Annotated in this window: 23 protein-coding genes; 7 read left to right on the top strand and 16 right to left on the bottom strand. The window is 67.1% G+C overall.

Annotated features, from left to right (window positions below; all coding sequences use genetic code 11):
- Window positions 1-166: 166 nt before the first annotated feature.
- The 5 genes from BMZ02_RS15075 to BMZ02_RS15055 all read right to left on the bottom strand — a co-directional run bounded on the left by BMZ02_RS15075 (window position 167) and on the right by BMZ02_RS15055 (window position 7289).
- Complete coding sequence (locus BMZ02_RS15075) at window positions 167-1393, bottom strand: patatin-like phospholipase family protein (protein WP_091645377.1); 1227 nt, start codon at window positions 1391-1393, stop codon at window positions 167-169.
- Between the two features lie 35 nt (window positions 1394-1428).
- A complete protein-coding gene (locus BMZ02_RS15070) occupies window positions 1429-2091 on the bottom strand; it encodes a nicotinamidase (protein ID WP_091645375.1) in 663 nt (220 codons plus the stop codon).
- Between the two features lie 167 nt (window positions 2092-2258).
- Window positions 2259-3017, bottom strand: a complete 759-nt coding sequence (locus BMZ02_RS15065) for an SDR family oxidoreductase (RefSeq protein ID WP_091645373.1) — start codon at window positions 3015-3017, stop codon at window positions 2259-2261.
- 18 nt (window positions 3018-3035) lie between these two features.
- Window positions 3036-6146: an efflux RND transporter permease subunit gene (locus tag BMZ02_RS15060; protein WP_091645371.1), complete on the bottom strand. Its 3111-nt coding sequence runs from the start codon at window positions 6144-6146 to the stop codon at window positions 3036-3038.
- 30 nt (window positions 6147-6176) lie between these two features.
- Entirely contained in the window at window positions 6177-7289 is a 1113-nt protein-coding gene (locus BMZ02_RS15055; protein WP_139209229.1) for an efflux RND transporter periplasmic adaptor subunit, read from the bottom strand.
- Window positions 7290-7503: 214 nt separating this feature from the next.
- On the opposite strand from BMZ02_RS15055, the gene BMZ02_RS15050 reads away from it, so the two are divergent.
- Window positions 7504-7956 carry a DsrE family protein gene (locus BMZ02_RS15050; protein ID WP_091645368.1) on the top strand — a complete coding sequence of 151 codons (453 nt, stop codon included), beginning with the start codon at window positions 7504-7506 and terminating at the stop codon, window positions 7954-7956.
- A 49-nt stretch (window positions 7957-8005) separates the two neighbouring features.
- Here the strand turns inward: BMZ02_RS15050 and BMZ02_RS15045 are convergent, their stop codons facing one another.
- Complete coding sequence (locus tag BMZ02_RS15045) at window positions 8006-8485, bottom strand: tellurite resistance TerB family protein (RefSeq protein WP_091645367.1); 480 nt, start codon at window positions 8483-8485, stop codon at window positions 8006-8008.
- A 213-nt stretch (window positions 8486-8698) separates the two neighbouring features.
- Here BMZ02_RS15045 and BMZ02_RS19045 point away from each other — a divergent pair, with 213 nt between their 5' ends.
- From BMZ02_RS19045 to BMZ02_RS15035, 3 genes are all read left to right on the top strand, one after another.
- Window positions 8699-8851, top strand: coding sequence for a hypothetical protein (locus tag BMZ02_RS19045; RefSeq protein WP_171909946.1), 153 nt, complete (start codon window positions 8699-8701; stop codon window positions 8849-8851).
- A 230-nt stretch (window positions 8852-9081) separates the two neighbouring features.
- A complete protein-coding gene (locus tag BMZ02_RS15040) occupies window positions 9082-10623 on the top strand; it encodes an inactive transglutaminase family protein (protein ID WP_091645365.1) in 1542 nt (513 codons plus the stop codon).
- Window positions 10620-11570, top strand: a complete 951-nt coding sequence (locus BMZ02_RS15035) for an alpha-L-glutamate ligase-like protein (protein ID WP_091645363.1) — start codon at window positions 10620-10622, stop codon at window positions 11568-11570. Before BMZ02_RS15040 ends, BMZ02_RS15035 begins: the two co-directional genes overlap by 4 nt.
- Window positions 11571-11780: 210 nt before the next feature.
- Here the strand turns inward: BMZ02_RS15035 and BMZ02_RS15030 are convergent, their stop codons facing one another.
- Window positions 11781-12569: a MipA/OmpV family protein gene (locus BMZ02_RS15030; protein WP_091645361.1), complete on the bottom strand. Its 789-nt coding sequence runs from the start codon at window positions 12567-12569 to the stop codon at window positions 11781-11783.
- A 176-nt stretch (window positions 12570-12745) separates the two neighbouring features.
- On the opposite strand from BMZ02_RS15030, the gene BMZ02_RS15025 reads away from it, so the two are divergent.
- The gene (locus BMZ02_RS15025) at window positions 12746-13819 is read left to right on the top strand and encodes a porin (protein ID WP_091645360.1); all 1074 of its coding nucleotides are present in this window, start codon (window positions 12746-12748) and stop codon (window positions 13817-13819) included.
- Window positions 13820-13836: 17 nt separating this feature from the next.
- On the opposite strand, the gene BMZ02_RS15020 is transcribed toward BMZ02_RS15025, so the two are convergent.
- The 6 genes from BMZ02_RS15020 to BMZ02_RS14995 all read right to left on the bottom strand — a co-directional run bounded on the left by BMZ02_RS15020 (window position 13837) and on the right by BMZ02_RS14995 (window position 20326).
- A complete protein-coding gene (locus tag BMZ02_RS15020; protein WP_091645358.1) occupies window positions 13837-14688 on the bottom strand; it encodes a methylated-DNA--[protein]-cysteine S-methyltransferase in 852 nt (283 codons plus the stop codon).
- A 63-nt stretch (window positions 14689-14751) separates the two neighbouring features.
- Window positions 14752-15642, bottom strand: coding sequence for a CorC family transporter (locus BMZ02_RS15015; protein WP_091645357.1), 891 nt, complete (start codon window positions 15640-15642; stop codon window positions 14752-14754).
- A 26-nt stretch (window positions 15643-15668) separates the two neighbouring features.
- Window positions 15669-16136: an rRNA maturation RNase YbeY gene (gene ybeY / locus BMZ02_RS15010; protein WP_091645355.1), complete on the bottom strand. Its 468-nt coding sequence runs from the start codon at window positions 16134-16136 to the stop codon at window positions 15669-15671.
- Window positions 16133-17128, bottom strand: a complete 996-nt coding sequence (locus BMZ02_RS15005) for a PhoH family protein (RefSeq protein WP_091645354.1) — start codon at window positions 17126-17128, stop codon at window positions 16133-16135. The genes ybeY and BMZ02_RS15005 overlap by 4 nt, the downstream gene beginning before the upstream one ends.
- A gap of 16 nt (window positions 17129-17144) precedes the next feature.
- Window positions 17145-18512 (bottom strand): tRNA (N6-isopentenyl adenosine(37)-C2)-methylthiotransferase MiaB, encoded by a 1368-nt coding sequence (gene miaB, locus BMZ02_RS15000; RefSeq protein WP_091645352.1) that lies wholly within the window; start codon window positions 18510-18512, stop codon window positions 17145-17147.
- Window positions 18513-18664: 152 nt separating this feature from the next.
- Window positions 18665-20326, bottom strand: a complete 1662-nt coding sequence (locus BMZ02_RS14995; protein WP_091645350.1) for a BCCT family transporter — start codon at window positions 20324-20326, stop codon at window positions 18665-18667.
- A gap of 99 nt (window positions 20327-20425) precedes the next feature.
- Here BMZ02_RS14995 and BMZ02_RS14990 point away from each other — a divergent pair, with 99 nt between their 5' ends.
- Entirely contained in the window at window positions 20426-21016 is a 591-nt protein-coding gene (locus tag BMZ02_RS14990; protein WP_091645348.1) for a methyltransferase domain-containing protein, read from the top strand.
- On the opposite strand, the gene BMZ02_RS14985 is transcribed toward BMZ02_RS14990, so the two are convergent.
- A complete protein-coding gene (locus tag BMZ02_RS14985) occupies window positions 20958-21467 on the bottom strand; it encodes an SRPBCC domain-containing protein (protein WP_091645346.1) in 510 nt (169 codons plus the stop codon). The genes BMZ02_RS14990 and BMZ02_RS14985 overlap by 59 nt on opposite strands.
- Window positions 21468-21598: 131 nt before the next feature.
- Between BMZ02_RS14985 and BMZ02_RS14980 the strand changes: the two genes are divergently transcribed.
- The gene (locus BMZ02_RS14980) at window positions 21599-23047 is read left to right on the top strand and encodes a glyceraldehyde-3-phosphate dehydrogenase (protein ID WP_091645345.1); all 1449 of its coding nucleotides are present in this window, start codon (window positions 21599-21601) and stop codon (window positions 23045-23047) included.
- Window positions 23048-23106: 59 nt separating this feature from the next.
- On the opposite strand, the gene BMZ02_RS14975 is transcribed toward BMZ02_RS14980, so the two are convergent.
- Both BMZ02_RS14975 and BMZ02_RS14970 read right to left on the bottom strand, forming a co-directional pair.
- Window positions 23107-23472, bottom strand: a complete 366-nt coding sequence (locus tag BMZ02_RS14975) for a PilZ domain-containing protein (RefSeq protein ID WP_091645343.1) — start codon at window positions 23470-23472, stop codon at window positions 23107-23109.
- Window positions 23473-23569: 97 nt separating this feature from the next.
- Complete coding sequence (locus tag BMZ02_RS14970) at window positions 23570-24073, bottom strand: DUF411 domain-containing protein (protein WP_091645342.1); 504 nt, start codon at window positions 24071-24073, stop codon at window positions 23570-23572.
- Between the last annotated feature and the right edge of the window lie 359 nt (window positions 24074-24432).

Below are 24432 nucleotides of genomic sequence, written 5' to 3'. Positions count from 1 at the left end.
TTGAGTTGGCTATCCACAGGTTGTTCCACAAGATATGAACAACTTGTTCCAGCCAACCCCTATATATTGGGGTGAATGGAGAGCATCTTAGAATATCCTGTGTGCAAGTCAACGGTTGACACACCCCGGAATCGAGGCTTCGAACGACCGGTTCAGGAAGGGTGAATCACCACAGGTCGGCGGGGACGGCGCCGGAGCGCCCGTAGACCACGGCGGGGTCGTGGCCGAGGAATCGCAGGATCTCGTCTTCGCGCTGGAGGGCATCCTTGTAGCCCAGATCGATGAGCGCCTGACAGAATCCCTGCTCGAAGAGGAGATAGCTCGCCACGGTGGAGCCGGCCCCACTGGTGGCCCCACTCCCCTTGAGGAAGAACCGCAGCGAGCGCGGCAGCTCGTGAGCATGCTCGGCGGCGATTTCATCCAGCTCCTTGCTGGGGGAGATCTTCAGGGCCTCGACCCGGCGCAGGGGCAGCTCCTGGGTGTTGCGGGCCTTCTCGGGGATGAGGTCCACGGTGCGGTTGATGCGCTCCAGCCGCTCGAGATCACCTTCGAGCATGTCGATGAAGGCGGAATCCAGCATGTGGCCGAGGATTTCGGCCACCGAGGGGTAGCGCTCGGGCACACGGTCGGGCGGCAGGGCCCCCACCCGGCCGCTCACGCCGATCACCAGCACCCGGTCGGCGCCCATGTGCAGGGCCGGGCTGATGGGGGCGAGCTGGCGCACGGAGCCGTCGCCGTAGAAATTGTCGCCGATGCGCACGGCGGGGAACACCACCGGGATGGCGCTGGAGGCGAGCAGGTGCTGGAGGCCGAGCTGGGTGCGCACACCCAGCCGCCGCGCCCGCCCCCACTCGCTGATGCTGCGGTCGCCCTGGAAGAACGACACGGACTCGCCGCCGGTGTACCGCGACGCGGTGATGCTGAGCGCGCGGAGGTCGCCGCTGGCGATGGCCTCCTCGATGCGCTCGAAGCGCATCAGGTTGCCAAGCAGTTCGCGCAGGGGGCGGTTGTCCAGCAGGGACACCGGACGGTGAGCGCCCACGCCGCCCAGGAACAGGGCCGAGAGCCACTTCATGGCGCGGGCCGAGACCCCGAGCGCGTCGGTGCGGTAGACCTGCTCGGCGGTGAAGCCGCCCCAGACCTCCTCCAGCCCGCGCACGCCCTGGCGGAAGCGGGTGGCGTGGGTGGCCAGGGCGGTGGCATTCAGGGCACCGGCGGAGGTGCCGCAGATCACCGGGAACGGATTGCCGGCGTGGCGTGGCAACATCCGGGCGATGGCGCGCAGCACGCCCACCTGGTAGGCGGCCCGTGCGCCGCCGCCGGAGAGAATCAGACCCACACACGGGCCTGCATCCGGCCCGGGTGCCGAGGCGTCCTTTGCCCGCCAGATCATGCCGCTGCTCCCCTCCCGCCGGAAAAACCGGCACCCTAGTGGAACAGGTCCGCCGTTTCCAGCACATCGACGTTGGCCGCCTGCAACGCCTGGAGGCAATCATCGTCGTTGTCATGGGTCACGGGGCGGGTGAGGTCCCACAAAAAGCCGACCCGGAAGCCCGCGGCGGCCGCGTCCTCGGCGGTCCACTGGACGCAGACGTCCCGCGCCAGCCCGCAGACCAGCACCGTGTGCACGCCACGCTCCCGCAGGTAGCCGGCGAGACCGGTCGGTGGCCGCTTGCCGGCGGCGTTCCAGTTGTTGCGAAAGCCGCTGTAGGAGTCCACCCGCGGGTCACAGCCCTTGCGCAGAACGAGATCCACGTGATCCCACGGCAGGCCCGGTGCCAGCTCGGCGCCGGCGGTGCCCTGCACGCAGTGATCCGGCCACAGCACCTGCTCGTGGCCGTGGAGCTCGATGGTCTCGAAGGGGGTGCGGTCGGCGTGGGAGCTGGCGAACGAGACGTGCCCCGGCGGGTGCCAGTCCTGGGTGGCGACCATCACGCCGCAGGGCCGCGCCTCCATGATCCGGCGCACGCCGGGCAGAATGGCGTCGCCGTTGGCGGTGGCGAGCGGCCCGCCCGCCATGAAGTCCGGCTGGATGTCCACCAGCAGCAGGGCCGTGTGATCGGGGTCGCTGAACAGCTCGTTGCCCGTCATGGTGCGCCCTCCGTCCGGGTCGCCTTGTCTGTACAGATCCAGTATCCGGGTGTGGCGCGGGGTTCACAAGGGTGATTCGGTGGGTCGCGACTGACGTCGCTCCTACGGGTCGGTGCCACCGTGTAGGAGCGACGTCAGTCGCGACAGCAGGCCCAGGCCAGACGGCCTCACGCCACCGGCTTCACCGCCAGCGGATTCCAGCTCTGGGTGACAGGCATGACCTCCAGGGTGTTCACGTTCACCCGCGCGGGCAGGCTGGTGACCCACCAGATCACCTCGGCGATGTCCTCGGGCTGGATGGGGTCGTTGCCTTCGTAGAGGCTGGCGGCCTTGTCGCTGTCGCCACGGAAGCGGACGGTGGAGAACTCCGTCTCGCACAGGCCCGGCTCCAGGTTGGTGACGCGCACGCGGGTACCCTGGAGATCGGAGCGCACGGCGCGGCTGAACTGCTGCACGAACGCCTTGGTGCCGCAGTACACGTTGCCGCCCGGATAAGGCCAGTTGCCGGCCACGGAGCCGAGGTTGATCACATGCCCGCGGTTGCGCTCGACCATGCCCGGCAGCAGCGCGCGGGTGAGGCGCAGCACGCCCATGATGTTGGTCTCCACCATGGTCTCCCACTCGTCCATGCTGCACTCCTGGGCGGGCTCGCGGCCCAGGGCGAGCCCGGCGTTGTTCACCAGCACGTCGACCTCGGCGAACGCCGGCGGCAGGCTTGCCAGGGCCTGCTCGGTGGCCTGGCGGTCGGTGATGTCGAACTGCAGGGTGTGCAGGTACTCGGGGCCGCCCAGCTCCTGCTGCATGGCCGCGAGGCGGTCACCGCGGCGGCCGGTGATGACCACCTTCCAGCCGTTGTCGCGGAAACGCCGCGCCGTGGCCGCGCCGAAGCCGGATGTGCCGCCGGTGATGAGTACGGTGCCCGTCATGATGTTCTCCTCGTTTTTCTAGGCTGGTTCGCGGGCGCGCTCGTCCGCCTCCAGCTCGTCGATATCGTGGGCGACGGCGTTGGTGGAGCGGGTGAAGCGCGCGAACAGGTCATATAGCACCGGCGTCAGGAACAGTGTCAACAGCGTGGCGAAGGTGAGCCCGCCGATGATGACCACGCCGATGGCGCCCCGGCTCTCGGCCCCGGCGCCGGTGGAGAGCACCAGCGGCAGCGCGCCGAAGACGGTGGAGACGGCGGTCATGAGAATGGGCCGGAAGCGCAGGGTCGCGCCTTCCAGAATGGCCTGGCGCACCGTGCGCCCCTGATCGCGCAGCTGGTTGGCAAACTCCACCATGAGAATGCCGTTCTTCGCCATCAGCCCGATCAGCAGGATCATGCCGATCTGACTGTAGATGTTCAGCGTGATGCCGGTGAAGAACAGCGCCGCCAGCGCGCCGGTGACCGCCAGCGGCACCGACACCATGATGATGCCGGGGTGGATGAAGCTCTCGAACTGCGCCGCCAGCACCAGGAACACCACCAGCATGGCCAGGGCGAAGGTGATGTAGATGGCGCCGGAGGTCTCCATGAACTCCTGGGACAGGCCAAGATAGCTGGTCTGCGCCTCGTCGGGCAGCTCCTCGGCGGCGATGCGCTCCAGGTAGTCCAGCGCGCTGCCGAGATCGTAGCCTTCGGCCAGGGACGCCTGGATGGTCACCGAGGGCAGCCGGTTCACCCGCGTGAGCACCGGGGGCGAGCCGATCTCGTTCATGGTGAGCAGGCTGGACAGCGGCACCAGATCGGAGCCATTGCCGCCCCCGGCCCGCACGAAGATGTTCTCCAGATCCGTGGGCGAGGCGCGGTCGGCGTCTTCCGCCTGGACGATCACGTCGTACTCGCGCCCCCGGTCCAGGTAGGTGGTGATCTGCCGCGAGGCGAGCATGGTCTGCAGGGTGCGCCCCACCTCGTCCACCGGGATGTCGAGATCCGCGGCCAGGTCGCGGTTCAGGCCCACGTTGAGCTGCGGGCGGGTCTCTTCGTAGTCCGCGTCCAGCCCCTGCAGGTTGGGGTTCTCCCGCGCCCGGTCGAGGATGCGCTGGCTCCACTCGCCGAGCTCGTCGTAGCTGGAGCCGCCGATGACGAACTGCACCGGCTGCTCGAACCCGCTCTGCCCCAGCCCCGGCGGGTTGACGGCGAAGGCGCGCACGCCGGGGATGCCCATGAGCTGCGGCATGATCTCGGAGGCGATGGTCTCCTGGCCGCGCTCGCGTTCGTCCCACGGGGTCAGGCCCAGAATGGTGAAACCGCTGTTCACCCGCCCCCGGAAGCCGACAATGGAGAACACCCGCCACGCCTCGCCGCTGTCCACGTACGGCTGCACCACCTCTTCAATGCGGCGCACCTGGCGATCGGTGTATTCGGCCGTCGACCCCTGCGGTGCGCTGCTGGGGATGATGATGACGCTGCGATCCTCGGTGGGCGAGAGCTCCTCCGGCAATACCTGGAAGAGCTGGTAGGCCATCAGCGCCGCGCCCACGCACACGGCCAGCACGATCAGCGGCAGGTTCAGCGCCCGGGACAGCAGGGCCTGATAGCCGTTGGTCAGCCCCGTGAACACGCGCTCGGTCGCCCGGTGCAGCCGCCCCTCGCCCGTGGGCGGGCGCAGCCACTTGGAGCACAGCACCGGCGCCAGGGTCAGCGCGACGATGCTCGAGAACGCCACCGCCGCCGCCAGCACCAGTCCGAACTCCGTGAACAGCCGGCCGACGTTGCCCTCCATGAACGCGATGGGCACGAACACGGCGATCAGCGTGAGCGTGGTGGCGACGATGGCAAAGCCCACCTGCCGGGCGCCACGGTACGACGCCAGCAGCGGCGGCTCGCCGTCGTCGATGCGTCGCTGGATGTTCTCCAGCATGACGATGGCGTCGTCCACCACCAGGCCGATGGCGAGGATCAGCGCCAGCAGCGTGAGCACATTGATGGAGAAACCCAGCGGCGCCATGACCGAGAAGGCGCCGATCACCGCCACGGGGATGGTCACCGCCGGGATCAGCGTCGCCCGGAACGAGCGCAGGAACACGAAGATCACCAGCACCACCAGCCCCACGGCAATGCTCAGGGTGATCAGCACTTCACGGATCGACTCGCGGATGAACACCGACTCGTCGTAACTGATCTGGAGCTGCACGTCCGCGGGCAGCGTGCCCTCCAGCAACTCCAGCTCCTGCTGAACGGCGTCGGAGACGCTGATCACGTTGGACTGGGACTGCCGGATCACGCCCAGCCCCACGGCCGTGCGGCCGTTGTTGCGCAGGATGGAAGTGTCGTCTTCCACGCCGCGGGACACGCGCGCCACCTCGCCGAGGCGGATGGGCACACCGCCCTCGGTGCGCAGCACGATGCGTTCGAACTGCTCGGGCTCGTTCAGGCGGGTGTCGGTGCGCACCGAGAGGTCACGCAGCACGGACTCCACTCGCCCGGCGGGCAGCTCCACGTTGTTCCGGCGCAGGGCGTTCTCGATGTCGTCGACGGTGACGTTGCGCGCGGCCATGCTCTCGCGGTCCAGCCATACGCGCATGGCGTAGCGGCGCTCGCCACCGATGCGGATGTCCGCCACGCCCTCCAGCACCGAGATGCGGTCCTGCACCTGGCGCTCGATGATGTCGGTCAGCTCCACCGGCGACAGGCGGTCGGAGGTCATTGCCAGCCACATCATGGGCCGGGCGTCGGCCTCGGTCTTGGTCACCACCGGCGTGTCGGCGTCCTCGGGCAGGTCGTCGGCAACCCGGGCGATGGCGTCGCGCACATCGTTGGCAGCGTTGTCGATGTCGCGGCTGAGCTCGAACTCGATGGTGGTCTCGCCACTGCCATCGCGGCTCTCGGAGGTGATCGAGCGGATGCCGTCCACGCGGCTGATGGCGCCTTCAATGCGCTCGGTGATCTCGGTGTCGATCACCTGGGGCGCGGCCCCCACGTAGCTGGTGGCCACGGACACCACGGGCGGGTCGATGTTCGGATACTCGCGCACCGGCAGCTGGGTCAGGGAGGCGATGCCGAGCACCACGATCAGCAGGCTGACCACGGTGGCCAGCACCGGCCGTTTGACGGAGACGTCGGAGATGATCATCGGCCACCCTCCACGCCGGCGCGGGGCCGGTTACCGCGCCGCCATGTCGCCATGATCACCCTCCTCGCCCTCGTTCAGCACCCGGACGTCGGCACCGTCCCGCACGGTCTGCAGCCCGGCGATCACCACGTCGTCGGCATCGGCCAGGTCGCCGGTCACTTCCACGTAGCCGCCCTCACGGCGGCCGGTGGTGACCTCGATGCGGCGGGCCTGGTCGTCGACGATCACGAACACGTAGCTACCGGTGCCCTCCTTGAGCACGGACTCTTCCGGCACCATCAGCGCCTCGCGCTCGGCGAGCACCAGGCGTGCCGTCATGAACATGCCCGCGCGGAGCCGGCCCTCCTCGTTGTCGAATTCGGCCTGCACGCGCAGGGAGCGGGTGATGGGGTCGATCCGGGAGGACAGCCGCGCCACTTCGCCGGCGAACACCTCGTCACCGTAGCCAAGACTGCGGGCCTGCACGTCCAGCCCCGGCACCAGGCCGCTCAGAAAGCGCTCGGGCACGGAGAAATCGAGCCGGACAACGCTCAGATCATCGAGGGTGGTCAGCAGGGTCCCCGGCTCCACGTAAGCGCCCGGGCTCACTTCGCGCAGGCCGACGATGCCGTCGAAAGGGGCTGTGATGGTGCGATCCCGCAGGCGGCTCTCCGCCACTTCCACGCGGGCCTCCGCCGACTCCAGCGCGGCACGGCGCTCGTCCACTTCCGCCTCGGGCACATCACGCTCTTCATACAGGGCCACGGAGCGCCGGTAGCGGTTACGGGCATCGTCGCGCTGGGCGCGCGCTTCCCGCAGATCCGCCTGTTCGCGCACCTGATCGAGAATGAACAGCGGCTCGCCCGCCTCCACCTGCTGCCCTTCGCGCACCGGCGCCTCGACGATGCGGCCGGCCACCTCGGTCACGATCTCCACCGACTCCCGGGCCAGCATGGTGCCGACGGCCTGCACCGTGTCCTGAACCTGCCTGCGTTCGGCGCGGGCAACCTCCACGGGAAGAGCACCACCGGGGCCGCGCCCGCCGGCGCCATCGGCATCGTCACCGTTGCCGGCCTGCCCCAGCCAGATCCAGCCTCCGGCCGCCGCGACCGCGATCAGCGCGACAACCACGAACTGGATGACCCAACGCATTCGATTCTGCACGACACTTTCTCCGTCAGTGGCTGTCGCACCGGTACGGGCAGGCCCATGTATCGTCGACGGCGTGTGCGGTGGCCCGCACCACCGACACCGTCATGACAGGCATTCCGACCGCGAAGCGGTGAAATGGTTTTGATATAATGGGGCGCTGCCCCCAATTCTGATAACCGAACGGCAGCATGACCTGCTTTACACCACCGGACAACCAGGCTACGACATGATGATTCCACAAGTACGCACATTGCTGATCGCCGGTCTGACGGCGCTGGGCCTGCTGGCGGGGCCGGTCCAGGCGGACGACGACGGCAGAGACATCCTGATGCTGGTCAACAGCGACGAGGACCAGGTTCAGGGCATGGCCATGTCCATGGCCTCCGAGCTGGCACAGCGCGACCACTCCGTCCATATCATCCTCTGCGGCGAAGCCGCCGAACTGGCCCTGGAGGAGAACATCCCCTCCGCCCTGGCGCCGCGGGACATCTCCGCCAAGGAGCTGATGCAGGAGGCCATGAGCTTTGGCGCCACCGCCGAAGTGTGCCACCTGTTCCTCCCCAACAGCGGCTATCGCCAGTACGAAGAAGAGGATCTGCTGGAAGAGGTCACCGTGAACAATCCGGAAGAGCAGGCGGAGATGATCTCCGACGGCGACACCCGGGTCATCAGCTACTGAATGGTTCGACCACTTCGGCTCCGGGGCTCCGGGGCCGAAGCCAGCTGTATCACGCCAACTCGATTCCCTCCGCGGACAAACCGCGCAGCTTCGCCGCAATATACGCCTTGTGCGGCACGTAGAGTAGATCCGCGATCTTCCGCACCAGCGCTTCCTGGTGCTTGTTCACGTGGCCGTCGGCGGCCGCCACACGCCACATCAGCTCGATGATCCGTGCCTTGCTGTGGGCGTCGAAATGCTCGTGGATCAGCGAGGTGAACTCGTAATAGGAGACGGAGCGCTCGATCTCCTCGCGCGCCAGCTCAAGCAGCGCGACCGTCTCCTCGGCATCCAGCCCGAACTTCTCGCGCACCGCACGCTCCGTGGCAGCCGCCTCGTCCGGGTCGTCGCGCCGCTCGACGCGGGTCACCTCGATCAGCAGCGCGGCCGTCGCCAGCTGCAGCCGGTGTTCTTCATCTTCCGCGGACCCAGCGCCATCGGCGGGCGCGGCAAGATAATCGGCGAAGAAGCGGTTAATGGCATCCAGCATGGAGTGCCCTCCAGACGATAAACCAGGGAATGACCGTTGCCAGCCAGGCACATGTGCCAAATTGCTACACAGCGTGACACAGGTCGGCCGGTGCAAGACAGCCTCCGCAGCGCAAACCCGCGCGGTTATGACACCGGACCCGCTGGCATGGTTCCTGCTGTAAACCTCATTGACGGGCAACCGCCCACCGTTCAACGACTGATGGAGGTCAACATGAAACGGCTAACGATGCTTCTGGCCATTCTTCTCATGACTGGCATGTTTGCTCTGACTGCCTGCGAACCCGTCGATGAGGACGAGTTCGAGGAAATGGAACAGGACATGGATGAGCAGGATGACTTCGGCGGCGATGACGACGACTGGTAATCGCCAGGACGGACCCGGGGCTGCCCGGGTCCGTCGCCTTTAAGCGACGCTTTGACGCTTTTCCCCCCTCCCCACAGACTCTCCCCGGCGACAGCTACCACCGAACCAGCGCTCCTGCTATGGATCCCGGCCTCGGTGAGCTGATCCAAACGTGATGAATGCCATGCGGCCGGGACAGTTGCGCGACTGATCCCCCGCCCTTTACAAGCTGCTTAGCAAAGGCTCGGGCATTGAAAAATCTGCAGCTCAAAATTCTCGCCGCTCTGCTGATCGCGGTCGGCGCCGCAATGATGTGGCACAAGGTCGCCAACCTGGGACTGCCACTGACGCCGGACGAAGAAACCACAATATGGACTGTCGAGTCCCGAATCAGCCTGGATGCGGACACCGGCCCCAGCCAGGTGGATTTCATGCTGCCGACGAACCCGCCAGGGTTCAACGTGCTCAGCGAGGACTTCGTCTCCGGGCGCTTCGGGCTTTCCCGCGACAGCGACGGCACCAACCGGCAGGCGCTCTGGACCACGCGCCGGGCCAACGGGCAGCACACCCTCTACTACAGGCTCCAGATCGCCTCCGCCCCCGACGGTGACCGGGATGCCATCGAGGGTGATCAACCGTCCTTCCCGACCGTGCCGGAGTATCGCGAGCCCTACGGCTCGGCGGCGTTCACGGTACTGGAGGAAGTCCGGCAGGAGTCGGCCGACATTGCGTCGTTCACCCGCCGCCTGCTGGACCGCTACAACGCCGACAGTCCGGACGAGCACATCCAGGTGCTGCGCGGCGGGGTCGAGGAAGACCTGATGCACGTGCAGAACATCGCCAACATCCTCGCCGGGGCACGGATTCCCGCCCGCGTCAGCCATGTGCTGGAGCTGCGCGAGGGCATGCGCCGGGCGGGTACCGTGCCCTACCTGGAAGTCCACAACGGCACCGAGTGGATCCCGTTCAACGCCCGCACCGGGCAACGCGGCTACCAGGAGGACCAGCTGGTCTGGTATCGCGGGGACGCGCCCATCGTGAGTGCAAGCGGCGCCAGCATCCGCGAATACGGGTTCTCCTCCGCGCGCACCGTGCGTGCTGTCGTGGACGTGGCCGAGCGCCGTGCCGACATTCTCGGCTCCCGGGTGCTGGACTTCTCCCTGCTGGGCCTGCCGGTGGATACCCAGAACATCTACCAGACCCTGGTGCTGGTGCCCATCGGCGCGCTGATCGTGGTGCTCATGCGCAACGTGGTGGGCATCAAGACCTTCGGCACGTTCATGCCGGTGCTGATCGCGCTGGCCTTCCGCGAAACCCAGCTCCTGTGGGGCATCATTCTGTTCTCGAGCATCGTCGCCTGCGGGCTGGCATTCCGCTTCTACCTGGAGCGATTACAACTGCTGCTGGTGCCGCGTGTGGCTTCGGTGCTGGTGGCCGTGGTGCTTCTCATGATGGGCATGAGTGTGGTCAGCCACCACCTGGGCATCGAGTACGGCCTCTCCATCGCCCTGTTCCCCATGGTCATTCTCGCCATGACCATCGAGCGCATGTCGCTGGTCTGGGAGGAGAACGGCGCCCGTGACGCCATTCAGCAGGGTCTGGGCAGCCTGTTCGTCGCGGTGATCGGCTACGGCGTCATGAACTACCCGCCGCTGGCGCACATCGCCTTCATGTTCCCGGAGTCGATGCTGATCATCCTGGCGATCATGCTGCTCATGGGCCGCTACTCCGGCTTCCGTCTCACGGAGCTGTGGCGGTTCCGGGCGCTCTTCCGGGAGCAGCCAAGACCATGATCGGTTTCCTGCGCCGGGTTCGCGAGGCGGAAGTGATGGGCATGAACCGCCGCAATGCCGAATTCATCATGGCGTACAACGACCGCCGGCATTACCCGTTCGTGGACGACAAGCTGCGTAGCAAGAAGCTGGCCGAGGAGGCCGGCATCCAGGTGCCCGCCCTGTACGGCACCATCGAGATCGAGCGCCAGATTCGCCAGCTGCCGGACATCCTCGCCGGGCGGGATGACTTCGTCATCAAGCCCGCGCACGGCAGCGGCGGCAGCGGTATCCTGGTGGTGGCCGGCAGCCAGCACGGCCGCTATCGCCGGGCCAGCGGCGTCCTCATGGAACAGCAGGACGTGGACCACCACGTCTCCAACATCCTCAGCGGCATGCACAGCCTGGGCGGCCAGCCGGACCAGGCGGTGATCGAGCAGCGTGTCCAGTTCGACCCCCTGTTCGACGACATCAGCTACCGGGGTGTGCCGGACATCCGCACGGTGGTCTTCCGGGGCGTGCCGGTCATGGCCATGGTCCGCCTGCCCACCCGCCGCTCCGACGGCAAGGCCAACCTCCACCAGGGCGCCGTGGGGGCGGGGCTGGACATTGGCACGGGCCGTACCACCACCGCCGTGTGCCTGGACCGGGACATTACCGAACACCCCGACACCGGGTCGCCCATCGCCGGGATCCAGATCCCCGACTGGCACAACCTGCTGATCCTGGCGGCGCGTTGCCACTCCCTTGCGCAACTGGGCTACCTGGGCGTGGACATCGTCCTCGACCGCTTTCAGGGCCCGCTGATGCTGGAGCTCAATGCGCGCCCGGGGCTCAGCATCCAGCTGGCCAATCGCACCAGCCTGCTGCGACGGCTGCGTCGGGTCGAGGCCCTGGAATCCATCCCCGGGGATGCCGAGGCGCGGGCCGCCCTCGCCCGCGAACTGTTTGTCGAGAACCCGGACTGACCAACCAACGGGATTTGTGAACCACGCCTCAGCACGCCAGGATTGTAACGCTGTAATCTCACACTGAATCAAGGTGAGCTGCAGTAGTCCAATCCTCCTTCTACCGGCGCAACGGAGTGCCGCCGCGGAGGGCACAGAATGACTCCACCTCCAAGGGGTCTGAGCGCGTTGAGGCAGGGTTTGACCCCCCTGCCTTCTTTTTTTGCGGCGTTATAACTGCCAACTGACCCCGACAACTCCCGACCAGCGGCCACCGCCCTCGACAATGGGGCTGTCGCGCAGCGTGCCGTCGAAGAACTCCCGCCGGACCTGCACGATGACGCCCATGCGATCGTGCCCGCGGTAGCGCAGACCAACCCCGACGGTCCGGTTGAACGCGGCACCGGGTGAATAGGCGGAACGGCCGATGCTGGCGTCCTGCTCGCCCTCTTCCACCCCGTAGTAGTAGGCCGTCATGTCGGCGCTCTGCCAGTCGCCACCGATGGAGGGGATCACGACCCAATCCCCCACGGGAACAGGCACCGAGGCCTGCAGCTCCAGCACCTGGCCATCATGGCGCCCCAGCAGCTCCTGGTACACGCTGGCCTGCAAGCGCAGCCACGGCGGCCCGCCCGAGACCTGTACGCCACCCTCGGCCGTCCGCCGCCGGCTGTCCATTCCCTCCAGCAGGCGGTCGTCGGAGCCATCGAAACTCTGCATGTTCGCCCGCACCAGTGCGGCGGTCTGCACACGATCGCCCGACGGCCCGCGCCACCCGGCAGCAAGCCCGCGCCAGAACACGCGCTCGCCTTCATAGCCGAAGAACGGCACCGGAATGACGTCGTAGTCGGCATCGCCGTAGGGCTTTCCTGACACCACCGCGGCGGCGCCCACGGACCAGCCGCCCGGCGGGCCGCCGGCCTGTGCCTGAACCAGTGATGGCAACAGCGCCAGAAGCACGCCAGGCAGTGCCAGGCAGCGCCAGCGGGTGAATCCTTCACGGGTCACGCCTTTGGGCATGGTCAGCAGTCCACGGTTGGCCGGGGTGTGGGGTGCAGGGTGCGGGGTGCACTCCGGCGCAGTATACCGGCCGGGCTACCCCCCGGGAAACGCCCGCCGGTTGCGGGCGGCGCGCCCCTCGGCAACAATGCGGGCTGATCATCGGGGCGCGGACCGCGCCCGGGCAGGGGGAGACAATGCGTACAACAGGGATTGCGCGGGGCCTGGCGCTGGCGGCGGTCGCCGCCATGGCCGGCCCGGCCGCGGCGGTGGACGTGGAGATCGACGGCCGCCTGCAGGTGGGCTACACCTACTTCGACAGTTCCGCCCAGGGGCACGGCGGCACCATCGGCGACGACAAGGGCCAGAGCCGTATCGGCATTGCGGCCCGGCAGGCCATCGCCGGTTCCACCGCGGCTCTGGGCCGCGCCGAGGTGGGGCTGGACCCGGACACGTTCGGCAATGACGACGAGGACAGCAGCAACCCGTTCCGCGCCCGGGAGGCCTGGGTGGGCATTCAGGGCACGGCGGGCCAGCTGCGTGCCGGGCGCCTGCCCGGTGCCTACAAGCAGGTGGGCGGCATTCACTGGGATCTCATGAACGCCACCGAACTCCAGCAGCGCCGCGCCGGCGGCATGACCGGGGGCGCCTACGGCAACGACGGCTTCATCAACAGCCTGGTGGAGTACCGCACCCACTCGCTTGCGGGCATCGAGCTGCTGATCCAGTACGGCTTTGATGACCGCTCCGACGACGACGTGGACCGCAGCGGCGACGACCTGCTGGTGGGCGGGATCTACCGGGAGGGGCCGTGGGAGCTGATCGGCGCCTACAGCCGCGACGACAGCCTGCCGGCCGGCGAGAACCGCAACTGGAAGCTGGGCGCCCGCTTCGACACCGGCGAGGCCAGCCTGGCTTACCAGTACGAGAAGGTTCGCGTGCGCGACCGCATCGACGACGCCAGTGTCGAGCGGGACAGCGGCACGCTCACCCTCAACCCGATCACGCCCGAGGAAACCTTTGACTTCGACACCCGGCACCACATGGTCGGCCTCAGCCAGGCGTACGGCATGCGCATGCTCTGGCTGGCCTGGGGCTACATGGACGCCGACGATGACGATTTCGACATCTACAACTACACCATCGCCCTGAACCGCCTGTTCAGCCAGGGCATGCGCTGGTACACCGGGGTACAGTACCAGGACCGGGGGCGCGGCTACGACAGCCGCCACCTCACCGTATTCACCACCGGTCTGCGCTTCGACTTCTAGTGATCCGCCCCGACGGCTCACGCGCCCCGGGCAAGGCTGCCTTCAGCGGCCAGCAACAGACGCTTGCGGTTGAGTCCCCAGCGATAGCCGCCGAGAGCGCCCGATGTGCGGATGACCCGGTGGCAGGGGATGACCATGGCCACCGGATTCGCCCCCACGGCCGTGCCCACGGCCCGGGCGGCACCGGGCCGCGCCGCCGCGCTGGCCAGCGCCTGGTAGGTGGTGGTCGCCCCGGCGGGGATGGTCAGCAGCGCCTGCCAGACCTGTAGCTGGAAGTTGCTGCCACGCACGTGCAGGCTCAACGGACCGTAGCCACCCGCGCCGAGGAACTGGGTCAGCGGCTGGGCCGTGCGGGCGTGATCCTGGAGCAGTCGCGCGCCGGGCCAGGCCGCCTGGAGCGTGCCGCGGAAGGCATTGGCATCGGGCGCGGCGCCGACGAAGGCCAGGTGGCAGATGCCCCGGTCGGTCATGGCGAGCCCCACGGGGCCAAAGGGCGAGTCGTGACACCCCCAGTGGATGGTCAGCCCCCTCCCGCCATCGCGCAGCTCACCCGGCGTCATGGCGTGCAGGGTCACGGCCAGGTCGTGCAGCCGCCCCGGGCTGGAGAGGCTGCTGCCGTAGGTGGCGTCCAGCACGGACTCGCCCGCAGCCAGGCGCCGGCTGGCCTCCCGGCCCAGCAGGTACTGCAGAAACCGTTTCGGGCTGATGCCCACCTCCTGGCGGAACAGCCGCTGGAAGTGCGACGGCGCCAGCCCCGCCGCCCGGGCGACGTCGTCCAGGCCGGGGCGGGTCTCCGCGTGCGCCACGAGCCAGTGGATGGCGGTGGCCACGCGACGGTCTCCGGATGTTGGCTGGGTGGCTGCGTTCATGGGAGTAGTATCTCCATGAACCGGCGGGCAATGCGACCCGTTTCCTGCGCTGCGCCGCGGCAATCAGTGACTGACAGAACGCCGGCCGGGCTTCTCGTCCCGGGCGGCCGGCTCCTCCGGGCGCACCATCAGCAAATGGATGCGGCGGTTATCGGCGCGTACCACCTCGAACCGGTGCCCCTCCAGGCTGACCGTCTCGCCGCGTACCGGCACGTGACCGAACGCATGCGCCACGTAGCCGCCGATGGTGTCGAACTCGTCATCACTGAGGCTGGTGCCGAAGTGCTCGTTGAAGTCCTCAACCGGTGTCAGCGCCTTGATCACACTGCCCTCGTCCCGGCGGCTGAGGATGTAGGTGTCATCACCCACGTCGTGTTCGTCGTCGATCTCGCCGACGATCTGCTCCAGGACGTCCTCGATGGTGACCATGCCGGCGACACCGCCGTACTCGTCGACCACCACCGCAAGATGGTTACGGCTGGCACGGAACTCCTTGAGCATCACGTCCAGGCGCTTGCTCTCGGGCACGAACAGCGCCGGCCGCATGACCTCGCGCATGTCGAAGGACGTGGACGCATTCCCGGCGGAGGCAAACTGCAGGAGATCCTTGGCAATGAGAATGCCGATGACGTCGTCGCGACTCTCGCCGATCACCGGAAACCGCGAGTGCCCGGACTCGATCACCGGCGGCAGCAGCTCGTCGGTGGTCGCGTCGCGCCGCACCACGACCATCTGCGAGCGCGGAATCATGATGTCGCGCACCTGCATCTCGGAGACGTGCAGCGCGCCCTCGATCATGGCGAGCTGATCAGCATCCAGCAGACCGCGCCGCTGCCCGTCCCTGAGGATCTCCACCAGGCTGTCGCGGTCCCGCGGCTCGCCCGAGATGGCCTGGCTGATGCGATCCAGCCAGGAGCGGTGGTCACTGCTACTACTTCGGTCCTCGTTGCTCATCGGCTCCCGCGCCATCACCATGAAGATCAGAGGTCGGCAGCCTCGCCCCGGTAGGGATCCGGGATTCCCAGGGCCGCCAGGATGTCCCGTTCCAGTCCTTCCATGACGGCGGCCTCCGCCTCCTCAATATGATCGTAGCCCAATAAATGCAACGTGCCGTGAATCACCAGGTGCGCCCAGTGATTCTGGACGGGTTTGTCCTGTTCCGCCGCCTCGCGCGCCACCACTTCGGCGCAGATCACCAGATCGCCGAGCTCGGGGAGATCGTCGAATCCGGGCGGCGCCTCGAACGGGAACGAGAGGACGTTGGTGGCGTAATCGCGGCCGCGGTAGTCCCGGTTGAGCGCGCGGGCCTCCTCTTCGCCGGCCACACGCACCACCACTTCGGCCGCGTCGCGACGCCCGGCCAGTGCGGCCTCCACCCAGCGGGTGACGGCGGACTCGTCCGGCAGCGACGGCCCGTCACACGCCACCTGGTAAGCCACATCGATCATGCGCCGCTGTTCCCGTCCCGGGCCTCGCTGATGCGGTCGTATGCCTGCACGATCCGCTGCACCAGCGGATGGCGCACCACGTCGGCCGCGGAGAAGAAGGTGAAGCTCACGCCCTCGACATCCCGCAGCACTTCCACGGCATCGCGCAGGCCGGACGCCGTGCCCTTGGGGAGGTCCACCTGGGTGACGTCCCCCGTGACCACGGCGGTGGAGCCGAAGCCGATGCGGGTGAGGAACATCTTCATCTGCTCCACGGTGGTGTTCTGCGCTTCGTCGAGGATGATGAACGACTGGTTCAGAGTGCGGCCACGCATGTAGGCGAGCGGCGCAATCTCGATGACGTTGCGCTCGATGAGCTTGGCCACGCGGTCGAAGCCGAGCATCTCGAACAGCGCGTCGTACAGCGGCCGCAGGTACGGGTCCACCTTCTGGGCCAGGTCACCGGGCAGGAAGCCCAGGCGTTCGCCCGCCTCCACCGCCGGGCGCACCAGCACCAGGCGGCGCACCGCGTCACTCTCCAGCGCCTCCACGGCAGCAGCCACGGCCAGGTAGGTCTTGCCGGTGCCGGCGGGGCCGACACCGAAGTTGAGGTCGTTGTCGCGGATGTTGCGCAGGTAGCCCTGCTGGTTTGGCCCGCGACCGCGGATCTCCGCCTTGCGGGTGCGGATCACCACCTCTTCGCCACGCGCCTTCTCGTGCCCCTCGCGCACGCGCTCTTCCACGGCGGAATCCTGCAGGAACAGGTGCACGTTCTCCGGGGACAGTTCCTCTTCGGCGGAGGCGTTGTAGAGATCCTGCAGCACGTTCACCGCCGCACTGACAGCGGCCTGATCACCGATCACCCGGAAACGGTGTGCGCGGTTGCTGATCTCGACGCCCAGTCGGCGCTCGACCTGGCGCAGGTTCTCGTCGAACTGGCCGCAAAGGTTGGCGAGCCGGTCGTTGTCTGCCGGCTCAAGGGTGAAATCCAGGGCTTCGGGTTGTCCTTTCAAAATCCTGTCACAGACCTCAAGCGGTTACGGCGGCACCGATCGCCGGCTCGTCATCGTGAAAGCCCACCATCTCACCGCGCAGGGAATTGGGCAACGCTTCGGTGATGCGCACCTGGGCGAAGCGCCCGATCAGCCGCGGATGGCCGGGGAAGTTGACCACCCGGTTGTTCTCGGTGCGCCCGGCGATCTCGTTGTCGTTGCGCTTGGAGCGGCCATCCACCAGCACGGTCTGCACGGTGCCGACCATGGCCTGGCTGATGCGCCGGGCGTTGGCCTCGATGGTGGCCTGCAGCCGCTGCAGCCGCTGTTTCTTGATCTCGTGGGGCGTGGTGTCCGACAGCGAGGCAGCCGGCGTGCCGGGCCGGGCGCTGTAGATGAAGCTGAACGACGTATCGAAACCGATCTCCTCGACCAGCGCCATGGTCTCCTCGAACGCCTCTTCGTCCTCTCCGGGGAAGCCGATGATGAAATCCGAGGACATGCTGATATTCGGGCGGATCTCCCGCAGGCGACGCACCTTGTCCTTGAACGCGTCGATAGTGTGGTTGCGCTTCATGAGCTTGAGCACGAAGTCGGACCCGCTCTGCACCGGCAGGTGCAGGTGGTCCACCAGCTCCGGCACCTCGGCGTAGGCCTCGATGAGGCTGTCGCTGAACTCCATGGGGTGCGAGGTGGTGTAGCGGATGCGGTCGATGCCGTCGATGGCGGCCACGTAGTTGATCAGCAGCGCCAGATCCGCTTCCGTGCCATCGGCCATCTCGGCGCGGTAGGCGTTGACGTTCTGCCCCAGCAGGTTCACCTCGCGTACACCCTGCTCCGCGAGATCGGCCACTTCGGCGATGACGTCGTCGAAGGGCCGGCTGATTTCCTCGCCGCGGGTGTAGGGCACCACACAGAAGCTGCAGTACTTGCTGCAGCCCTCCATGATGGACACGAACGCCGTGGGGCCCTCGGCGCGGGGTTCGGGCAGGCGGTCGAACTTCTCGATCTCGGGGAAGGAGATATCCACCTGGGGTTTGCGCTCATCCCGGGCGCGGTCGACCATCTCCGGCAAGCGGTGCAGGGTCTGGGGGCCGAACACGAGATCCACGAAGGGCGCGCGCTTCTGCAGCGCTTCCCCCTCCTGGGAGGCGACACAGCCGCCGACGCCGATCATGAGATCGGGGTTGGCGTCCTTGAGCTGCTTCCACTGGCCGAGCTGGGAGAACACCTTCTCCTGGGCCTTCTCCCGGATGGAGCAGGTATTGAGCAGGATGAGATCGGCCTCGGCCGGATCACCCACCCGCTCGTAGCCCCGCTCGTCCACCAGCACGTCCGCCATCTTGGCGGAGTCGTACTCGTTCATCTGGCAGCCGTGGGTCTTGACGTAGACTTTCTGGTTCATGCGCTCTGACTGAAGCTCTCGCCCGGATAGTGTAGAACCAACACGAGGCCCTGCCCAGAACCCCGGGAGGACCTTCGAGTCATTTCAACGGCATAGCCGGCGAAGGGTAACCGGGGCCGGGGCGTCACGGCAAGTTTGTCCGCAATCCACCGTCACGCCTCTTCCTTCTGACCGCCCCCCGGATCCGGCACCGGTTCGCAATCGGGGTCATGGAACGAGACGGCGCACGCCCGGCCGGCATCGTCCAGATCCGCCCACGGCTCGCGCGGTGCCTCGGTGCGATGCCCCTGTCTCGCGGCGAAGCGCTCGTCATGCAGGGCGCGCAACAGCCCGGCGATCATGAGCATGATCACCACCGAAAACGGCAGCGCCGCCATGATCACCGCCGCCTGCAGCACCTCCAGCCCGCCGGCAAGCAGCAGCACGGCGGTCAGCAGCCCGAGGATGACGCCCCAGAGGATGCGGTGGAAGCGCGGCGGCTCCGGGTCGCCGCCAGAGAGAATGGTGGTGACCACCAGCGTGCCGGCGTTGGCGGAGGTGATCAGGTAGGTGGCGATGAGCACCAGCAGCGCACCGGACGCGACCGTGCCGAGCAGGCCCAGGTTCAGCGCCTCCACCGTGGCGAACAGGGCGACCGCCTCATCGGCGTCCACCGCCTCGATGATGCCGCCGTCACCGAACAGCTCGTGGTGCAGTGCCGTGCCGCCCAACAGGCCCAGCCAGACCATGGTAATGACCGTGGGCACCAGCAGCACGCCCATGACGAACTCGCGGAACGTCCGCCCGCGGGAGACGCGGGCAATGAACATGCCCACGAACGGAGACCAGGCCAGCCACCAGCCCCAGTAGAACACCGTCCACTCGGATTGCCAGCCGTCGTCGCGGGTGGCATTGGTGTGGAACGTCAGCGCGAGCAGGTTCTGCAGGTAATCACCCGCAGCCTCGATGGTAATGCCGATCAGGTACTGGGTCGGCCCGAACAGCAGCAGGAACACCACCACCACGATGCTGAGCCAGAAGTTGAATTCCGACAGCCAGCGCACGCCTCGCTGGACACCCGAGACCACCGACACCGTGGCAATGCCGACGATCACGGCGGTGATCACCAGTTGCAGGGTGACGGAGGCGTCCAGCCCGAACACCACGCCCATGCCGGAGTTCATCTGCTGCACCCCGAGGCCCAGGGTGGTGGCGATGCCGAACACCGTACCGAACACCGCCAGGGTATCCACCAGGTCGCCCCGCAGCCCGAGGCGACGGTCGCCGAGATAGGGGTTCAGCGCCGAGCGGATGGTCAGGGGCAGGTCGCGGCGGTAGGCGAAATAGGCGAGCACCAGCGCGACGAAGGAGAAGATGGCCCAGCCGTTGAGCCCCCAGTGGAAATAGGTGAGCCGCAGGGAGACCGTGGCCGCCTCGGCGGTGCCGCCTTCGTCCACGAACGGGTTGCCCTGGAACTGCATGATCGGCTGGGCCACCGCCCAGAAGAGAATGCCGACACCGGTGCCGGCGGCGAACAGCATGGCCACCCAGGAGAAGAAGGTGAACTCCGGCTCCTCGGCATCGCTGCCCAGCCGCACGTTCTTGTAGCGCCCCATGCCGAGCCACGCCATGAAGAACAGCAGAAACGCCACCAGCAGCACGTAGTACCACTCCAGGAACGGATCCAGCACGGCGCGCATGGCGCCAAGGGTGTCCCCGAGCGTGGCGGTGAAGAAGGCGCCGTAGACCATCGCAGCGACGACGAACAGGGTGGCGATGAGCGTCAGGCGCGGGTTCATCCCCTTGAGCGGACCACGTTCTGCCTGGTTGTACATGCACTGCCTCCGCGATGATGGGCTGCCGCCGTCCGCGCTGGCGAAAACGCGTAAAAGGCCCCATCATGCCCTATTGCGTCAACCCCTGCGGGAACGATCATGGCAACCGACCAGGCAAATTACTGGCATCAACGCTGGCTGGAAGGCAAGACCGGCTGGGACCGTGGCGACGCCAGCCCGGCCCTGCGACGCTGGCTGGACGCCGGCCACATGACACCCGGCCGGATTCTGGTGCCCGGCTGCGGCAATGGCTACGAGGTGGATCTACTCGCCGCGCACGGGTTCAGCGTGACCGCCCTGGACATCGTCCCCGAGCCCCTGGCCGCGCTGCGCGAACGCCTGGCGGCCCGAGGCCTGACGGCGGACGTGGTCGAAGGCGACGTGTTCACCTACATGCATCCGGACGGCCCGTTCGACGCGGTCTACGAGCAGACCTGCCTGTGCGCTTTCGACCCGGCCCTGCGCCCCGACTACGCCGAGCGCCTGCGCCAGTGGGTACGGCCCGGCGGCACGCTGTATGCGCTGTTCGCACAGACCCCCTGGCGCAACGGCCCGCCCTTTCACTCATCGCCTGAGCAGATGCGGGCACTGTTCACGGATGCAGACTGGATCTGGCCGGCGGAGGCCGACTTCACCGTGCCTCATGAAGCCGGGTTTCACGAGCTGGGGTATCGGCTGCGTCGACGCTAGCCGGCTGCGCCGGGGTGCCTTCCGCGCGCTGCTTCAGGGCCCGGTTCATGGCCTCGAACCCCGCCCGCGTGGGCTTGGCCATGGTCCACCACAGCAGCGGCAGCAGAATGCCGCTGAAGGTCTCCCGATGCAGGAACCGGGTGCCACCGCGCTCCTCGTCCCGCTCCAGCAGAAACCGGTGCTCGCCGTCGAACAGGCCGGGGATACCGACCCGCCCCAGCCAGCTCAGCTCCTGGGCCGGGAGCGCGCGCAGCACTTCCGGCCGGAACACCATGGGACGCTTCCCCGGCGGCTGGATGGTGACCGCGAGCCGCGACGCCGTGTCCGCGACGCCACTGATCCCGGTGATGAACGGGTTCCACTGCGGATAGGCCGGGAAGTCCAGAAGCACCTCCCAGACCGCCTCTGGCGGCGCCTGAATATGGATTTCCGTGACGATTTCGCGCCGCATGCCGGCGACCTCCCTATTCCGGTTCCCTAAAGCATCTGATTTTTATACAATCGCGCACCTCGCGAGACCCACCCGATGTCGAGTGCCAACAGCGCTCATTCGCCACCGTCCCGACGGGTTATGGAGTGCACATGAACCAGCAACAGCAAGATTCCTATCTTAACGACTGGACCCAGCGCCAGGAACTCGCCGAGGAGATGTTGCCGCTGATCGGCCGTCTGTACCGGGACCGCGGGGTGGTTCTGCGGATCTACGGACGCCCCCTGATCAACTGCACGCCCATCGACATCCTCAAGGCGCACCGCTTCGTCAAGCAGTATGAACCGGAGGGGCTGTCGGTTCACAACACCCTGCCGGTGCTCCAGGAGCTCGCCGCCATGGAGCTCTCGCCGGCGCGCCTTGACCTGGGCAAGCTCACCAGCGGCTACCTGAGCGACGCCGCCAAGGATGAGACCATCCGCCAGTACCTGGAGCGCAAGCTGGAGAGCATCGTCGAGGGCCGCGGGTCGCTGCAGCTGACCGAGCCCCAGGACGTGGTGCTGTACGGCTTCGGCCGCATCGGCCGCCTGCTGGCGCGGCAGCTGATCGAGCGCACCGGCAGCGGCAACAAGCTGCGCCTGCGGGCGATCGTGGTGCGCAAGGGCAAGGGCCACGACATCGCCAAGCGCGCCAGCCTGCTCCGGCGCGACTCCGTACACGGCTCCTTCGACGGCACCATCAACGTGCTGGAAGACGCCAACGCCCTGCTGGTCAACGGCAACTTCATCCAGGTGATCTACGCTGATTCCCCGGACGAGATCGACTACACCCAGTACGGCATCGACAACGCCCTGATCGTTGACAACACCGGCAAGTGGCGCGACCCGGAGGGCCTCGGCCTGCACCTGAAGGCCAAGGGCGCCGGCAAGGTGCTGCTCACGGCGCCGGGCAAGGGCGACATGCCGGACATCGTCCACGGCGTGAACCACGGCGACCTCAAGGCCGACGACCGCATCGTCTCCGCCGCGAGCTGCACCACCAACGCCATCGTGCCGGTGCTCAAGGCGATCAACGACGAGTTCGGCATCGAACACGGCCACGTGGAGACGGTGCACTCCTACACCAACGACCAGAACCTCATCGACAACTACCACCCGGGCTCCCGCCGTGGGCGCAGCGCCGCGCTGAACATGGTGCTCACGGAAACCGGTGCGGCCAAGGCCGTGGCCAAGGCGCTGCCGGAGCTCAAGGGCCGACTCACCGGCAACGCCATCCGCGTGCCCACGCCCAACGTGTCGCTGGCCGTGCTCAACCTGAACCTGGGACGGGAGACCAGCAAGGAGACGCTGAACGAGTACCTGCGCGAGATCGCCCTGCACTCGAACATGCAGGAACAGATCGACTACACGGCGTCCACGGAAATCGTCTCCACCGACCTGGTGGGTTCCCGGCACGCGGGCGTGGTGGACTCCACCTCGACGCTGGTCAACGGCGACAAGTGCGTGCTGTACGTGTGGTACGACAACGAGTTCGGTTACAGCTGCCAGGTGGTGCGCGTGATGCAGCAGATGGCCGGGCTGCACTTCCCGAATCTGCCGTAGACCGGCGGGTAGGGATCGATCCGGGGCGGCTGGAACGCCGCCCCGGGCGCGTCAGTGATTCAGACGGTGGTCAGGCGGTAGGTTTCCATGAGGGTCTGGACACGGCGCTGATCGTCCTCCGGCAGCTCGACGAACTCGAGACCGGTGTGGTGAAACACGGAACTCCCTTCCTTGCGCGACCACACGGGGCGGGCCTCGAAGGTCAGCTCACTGGCCTTGTCGATGGGCGTGTCCAGCTCCAGGCGCAGTGCCACCCGCTCTTCACCATCGCTCAGCATCAAGGGTGACTGGCTCTGCAGCATCAGGCCGTAGATACTGATATCGGCAAGGTAGCCGACCAGCTCACCGGTATCCGTGCGAAACACCCGCATGTACTGGTCCACCACTTCTCGCGGTGTCCGCCGCACGTCATCAGCGATTGCCATTGGCTCCTCCCTCAGTCGCCCTGGAGCTCACCTGTGTTCGTATCCTGCATTTGTACCGCAGAAACGACCGTTAAGGAAACGTTACACAGCCTGCACGTTACTGGTGATGACTCGCAAACACATCCATCTTGCGGCCGTCGACAAACGTCACCACGTCGTAGGGATCCTGCCTGTCCCCCATCTCCATGCCCGGGGACCCGACGGGCATCCCGGGGACGGCAATGCCGTCCACGTCGGGGCGCTCCTCGATGAGCCGCCGGATGTCCTCCGCCGGTACATGCCCCTCGATGACGTAATCACCGATGAACGCAGTATGACAGGACGCCAGTTCGCGCCCCAGGCCCTGCTCCTGCTTGATGGCGTTGAGCTCGTGCTGGTTGACGTCCCGGGAGACCACCTCGAAACCCTCGTCACGCAGGTAGTCTTCCCAGGCCGTACAGCAGCCGCACCCCGGGGTCTTGTAGACCTTGATCTGATCGGCCGGTTCCGCCGCCACCGCGCTGGAGCCGATCAGAACGGCCCAGGCCAGGGCCCCCGCGGCGAGTGCTGCGAACGCCAGTTTCGCCTTAGCGGAAACGTTTCCTCTCTCAGTTCCACCCATGATTGCTCTCCACCGGTGCTCTCCAGGAGACCGGATGTTCCATTCCGAAAAGACCGTCCGCGAAAGCCCGCCGGTTTGAGGCTGATACGCCCCAGCCCCCGGCGCATGGCCAGCATCAACCTATCCATATTATATGAGCCCCCTGCCCATTCAGCCCGCGACATCGTGGCGGCCGCGTGGTCTGTTCCCGTTTTGCGACAGTCTAGAGGGACCAGGCGGTCTTGCTCCGTGATCAGGTGCACAAATAGTGATCATCGTGGCCGCGACCATGAATGGGCCGACAGCCCGCCGCGGACGCCCCAATCAAGGCCCGAATCAGAGTAGACTCGGGCCAGGGGGCACCACTCGGCAACAGCGGC

This window comes from Aquisalimonas asiatica (assembly GCF_900110585.1).
In the GTDB taxonomy this organism is placed as follows: domain Bacteria; phylum Pseudomonadota; class Gammaproteobacteria; order Nitrococcales; family Aquisalimonadaceae; genus Aquisalimonas; species Aquisalimonas asiatica.
This window is presented reverse-complemented; position numbering and strand designations above follow the sequence as displayed.

Coding starts and splice junctions, on each gene's coding strand:
- BMZ02_RS15065 (WP_091645373.1), bottom strand. CDS start 3,017: ATGACGGGCACCGTACTCATCACCGGCGGCACATCCGGCTTCGGCGCG.
- BMZ02_RS15050 (WP_091645368.1), top strand. CDS start 7,504: ATGATGATTCCACAAGTACGCACATTGCTGATCGCCGGTCTGACGGCG.
- BMZ02_RS14975 (WP_091645343.1), bottom strand. CDS start 23,472: ATGGCAATCGCTGATGACGTGCGGCGGACACCGCGAGAAGTGGTGGAC.
- miaB (WP_091645352.1), bottom strand. CDS start 18,512: ATGAACCAGAAAGTCTACGTCAAGACCCACGGCTGCCAGATGAACGAG.
- BMZ02_RS15035 (WP_091645363.1), top strand. CDS start 10,620: ATGATCGGTTTCCTGCGCCGGGTTCGCGAGGCGGAAGTGATGGGCATG.
- BMZ02_RS15030 (WP_091645361.1), bottom strand. CDS start 12,569: ATGCCCAAAGGCGTGACCCGTGAAGGATTCACCCGCTGGCGCTGCCTG.
- BMZ02_RS19045 (WP_171909946.1), top strand. CDS start 8,699: ATGAAACGGCTAACGATGCTTCTGGCCATTCTTCTCATGACTGGCATG.
- BMZ02_RS14990 (WP_091645348.1), top strand. CDS start 20,426: ATGGCAACCGACCAGGCAAATTACTGGCATCAACGCTGGCTGGAAGGC.
- BMZ02_RS15015 (WP_091645357.1), bottom strand. CDS start 15,642: ATGAGCAACGAGGACCGAAGTAGTAGCAGTGACCACCGCTCCTGGCTG.
- ybeY (WP_091645355.1), bottom strand. CDS start 16,136: ATGATCGATGTGGCTTACCAGGTGGCGTGTGACGGGCCGTCGCTGCCG.
- BMZ02_RS15075 (WP_091645377.1), bottom strand. CDS start 1,393: ATGATCTGGCGGGCAAAGGACGCCTCGGCACCCGGGCCGGATGCAGGC.
- BMZ02_RS15070 (WP_091645375.1), bottom strand. CDS start 2,091: ATGACGGGCAACGAGCTGTTCAGCGACCCCGATCACACGGCCCTGCTG.
- BMZ02_RS14995 (WP_091645350.1), bottom strand. CDS start 20,326: ATGTACAACCAGGCAGAACGTGGTCCGCTCAAGGGGATGAACCCGCGC.
- BMZ02_RS14970 (WP_091645342.1), bottom strand. CDS start 24,073: ATGGGTGGAACTGAGAGAGGAAACGTTTCCGCTAAGGCGAAACTGGCG.
- BMZ02_RS15045 (WP_091645367.1), bottom strand. CDS start 8,485: ATGCTGGATGCCATTAACCGCTTCTTCGCCGATTATCTTGCCGCGCCC.
- BMZ02_RS14980 (WP_091645345.1), top strand. CDS start 21,599: ATGAACCAGCAACAGCAAGATTCCTATCTTAACGACTGGACCCAGCGC.
- BMZ02_RS15060 (WP_091645371.1), bottom strand. CDS start 6,146: ATGATCATCTCCGACGTCTCCGTCAAACGGCCGGTGCTGGCCACCGTG.
- BMZ02_RS14985 (WP_091645346.1), bottom strand. CDS start 21,467: ATGCGGCGCGAAATCGTCACGGAAATCCATATTCAGGCGCCGCCAGAG.
- BMZ02_RS15025 (WP_091645360.1), top strand. CDS start 12,746: ATGCGTACAACAGGGATTGCGCGGGGCCTGGCGCTGGCGGCGGTCGCC.
- BMZ02_RS15020 (WP_091645358.1), bottom strand. CDS start 14,688: ATGAACGCAGCCACCCAGCCAACATCCGGAGACCGTCGCGTGGCCACC.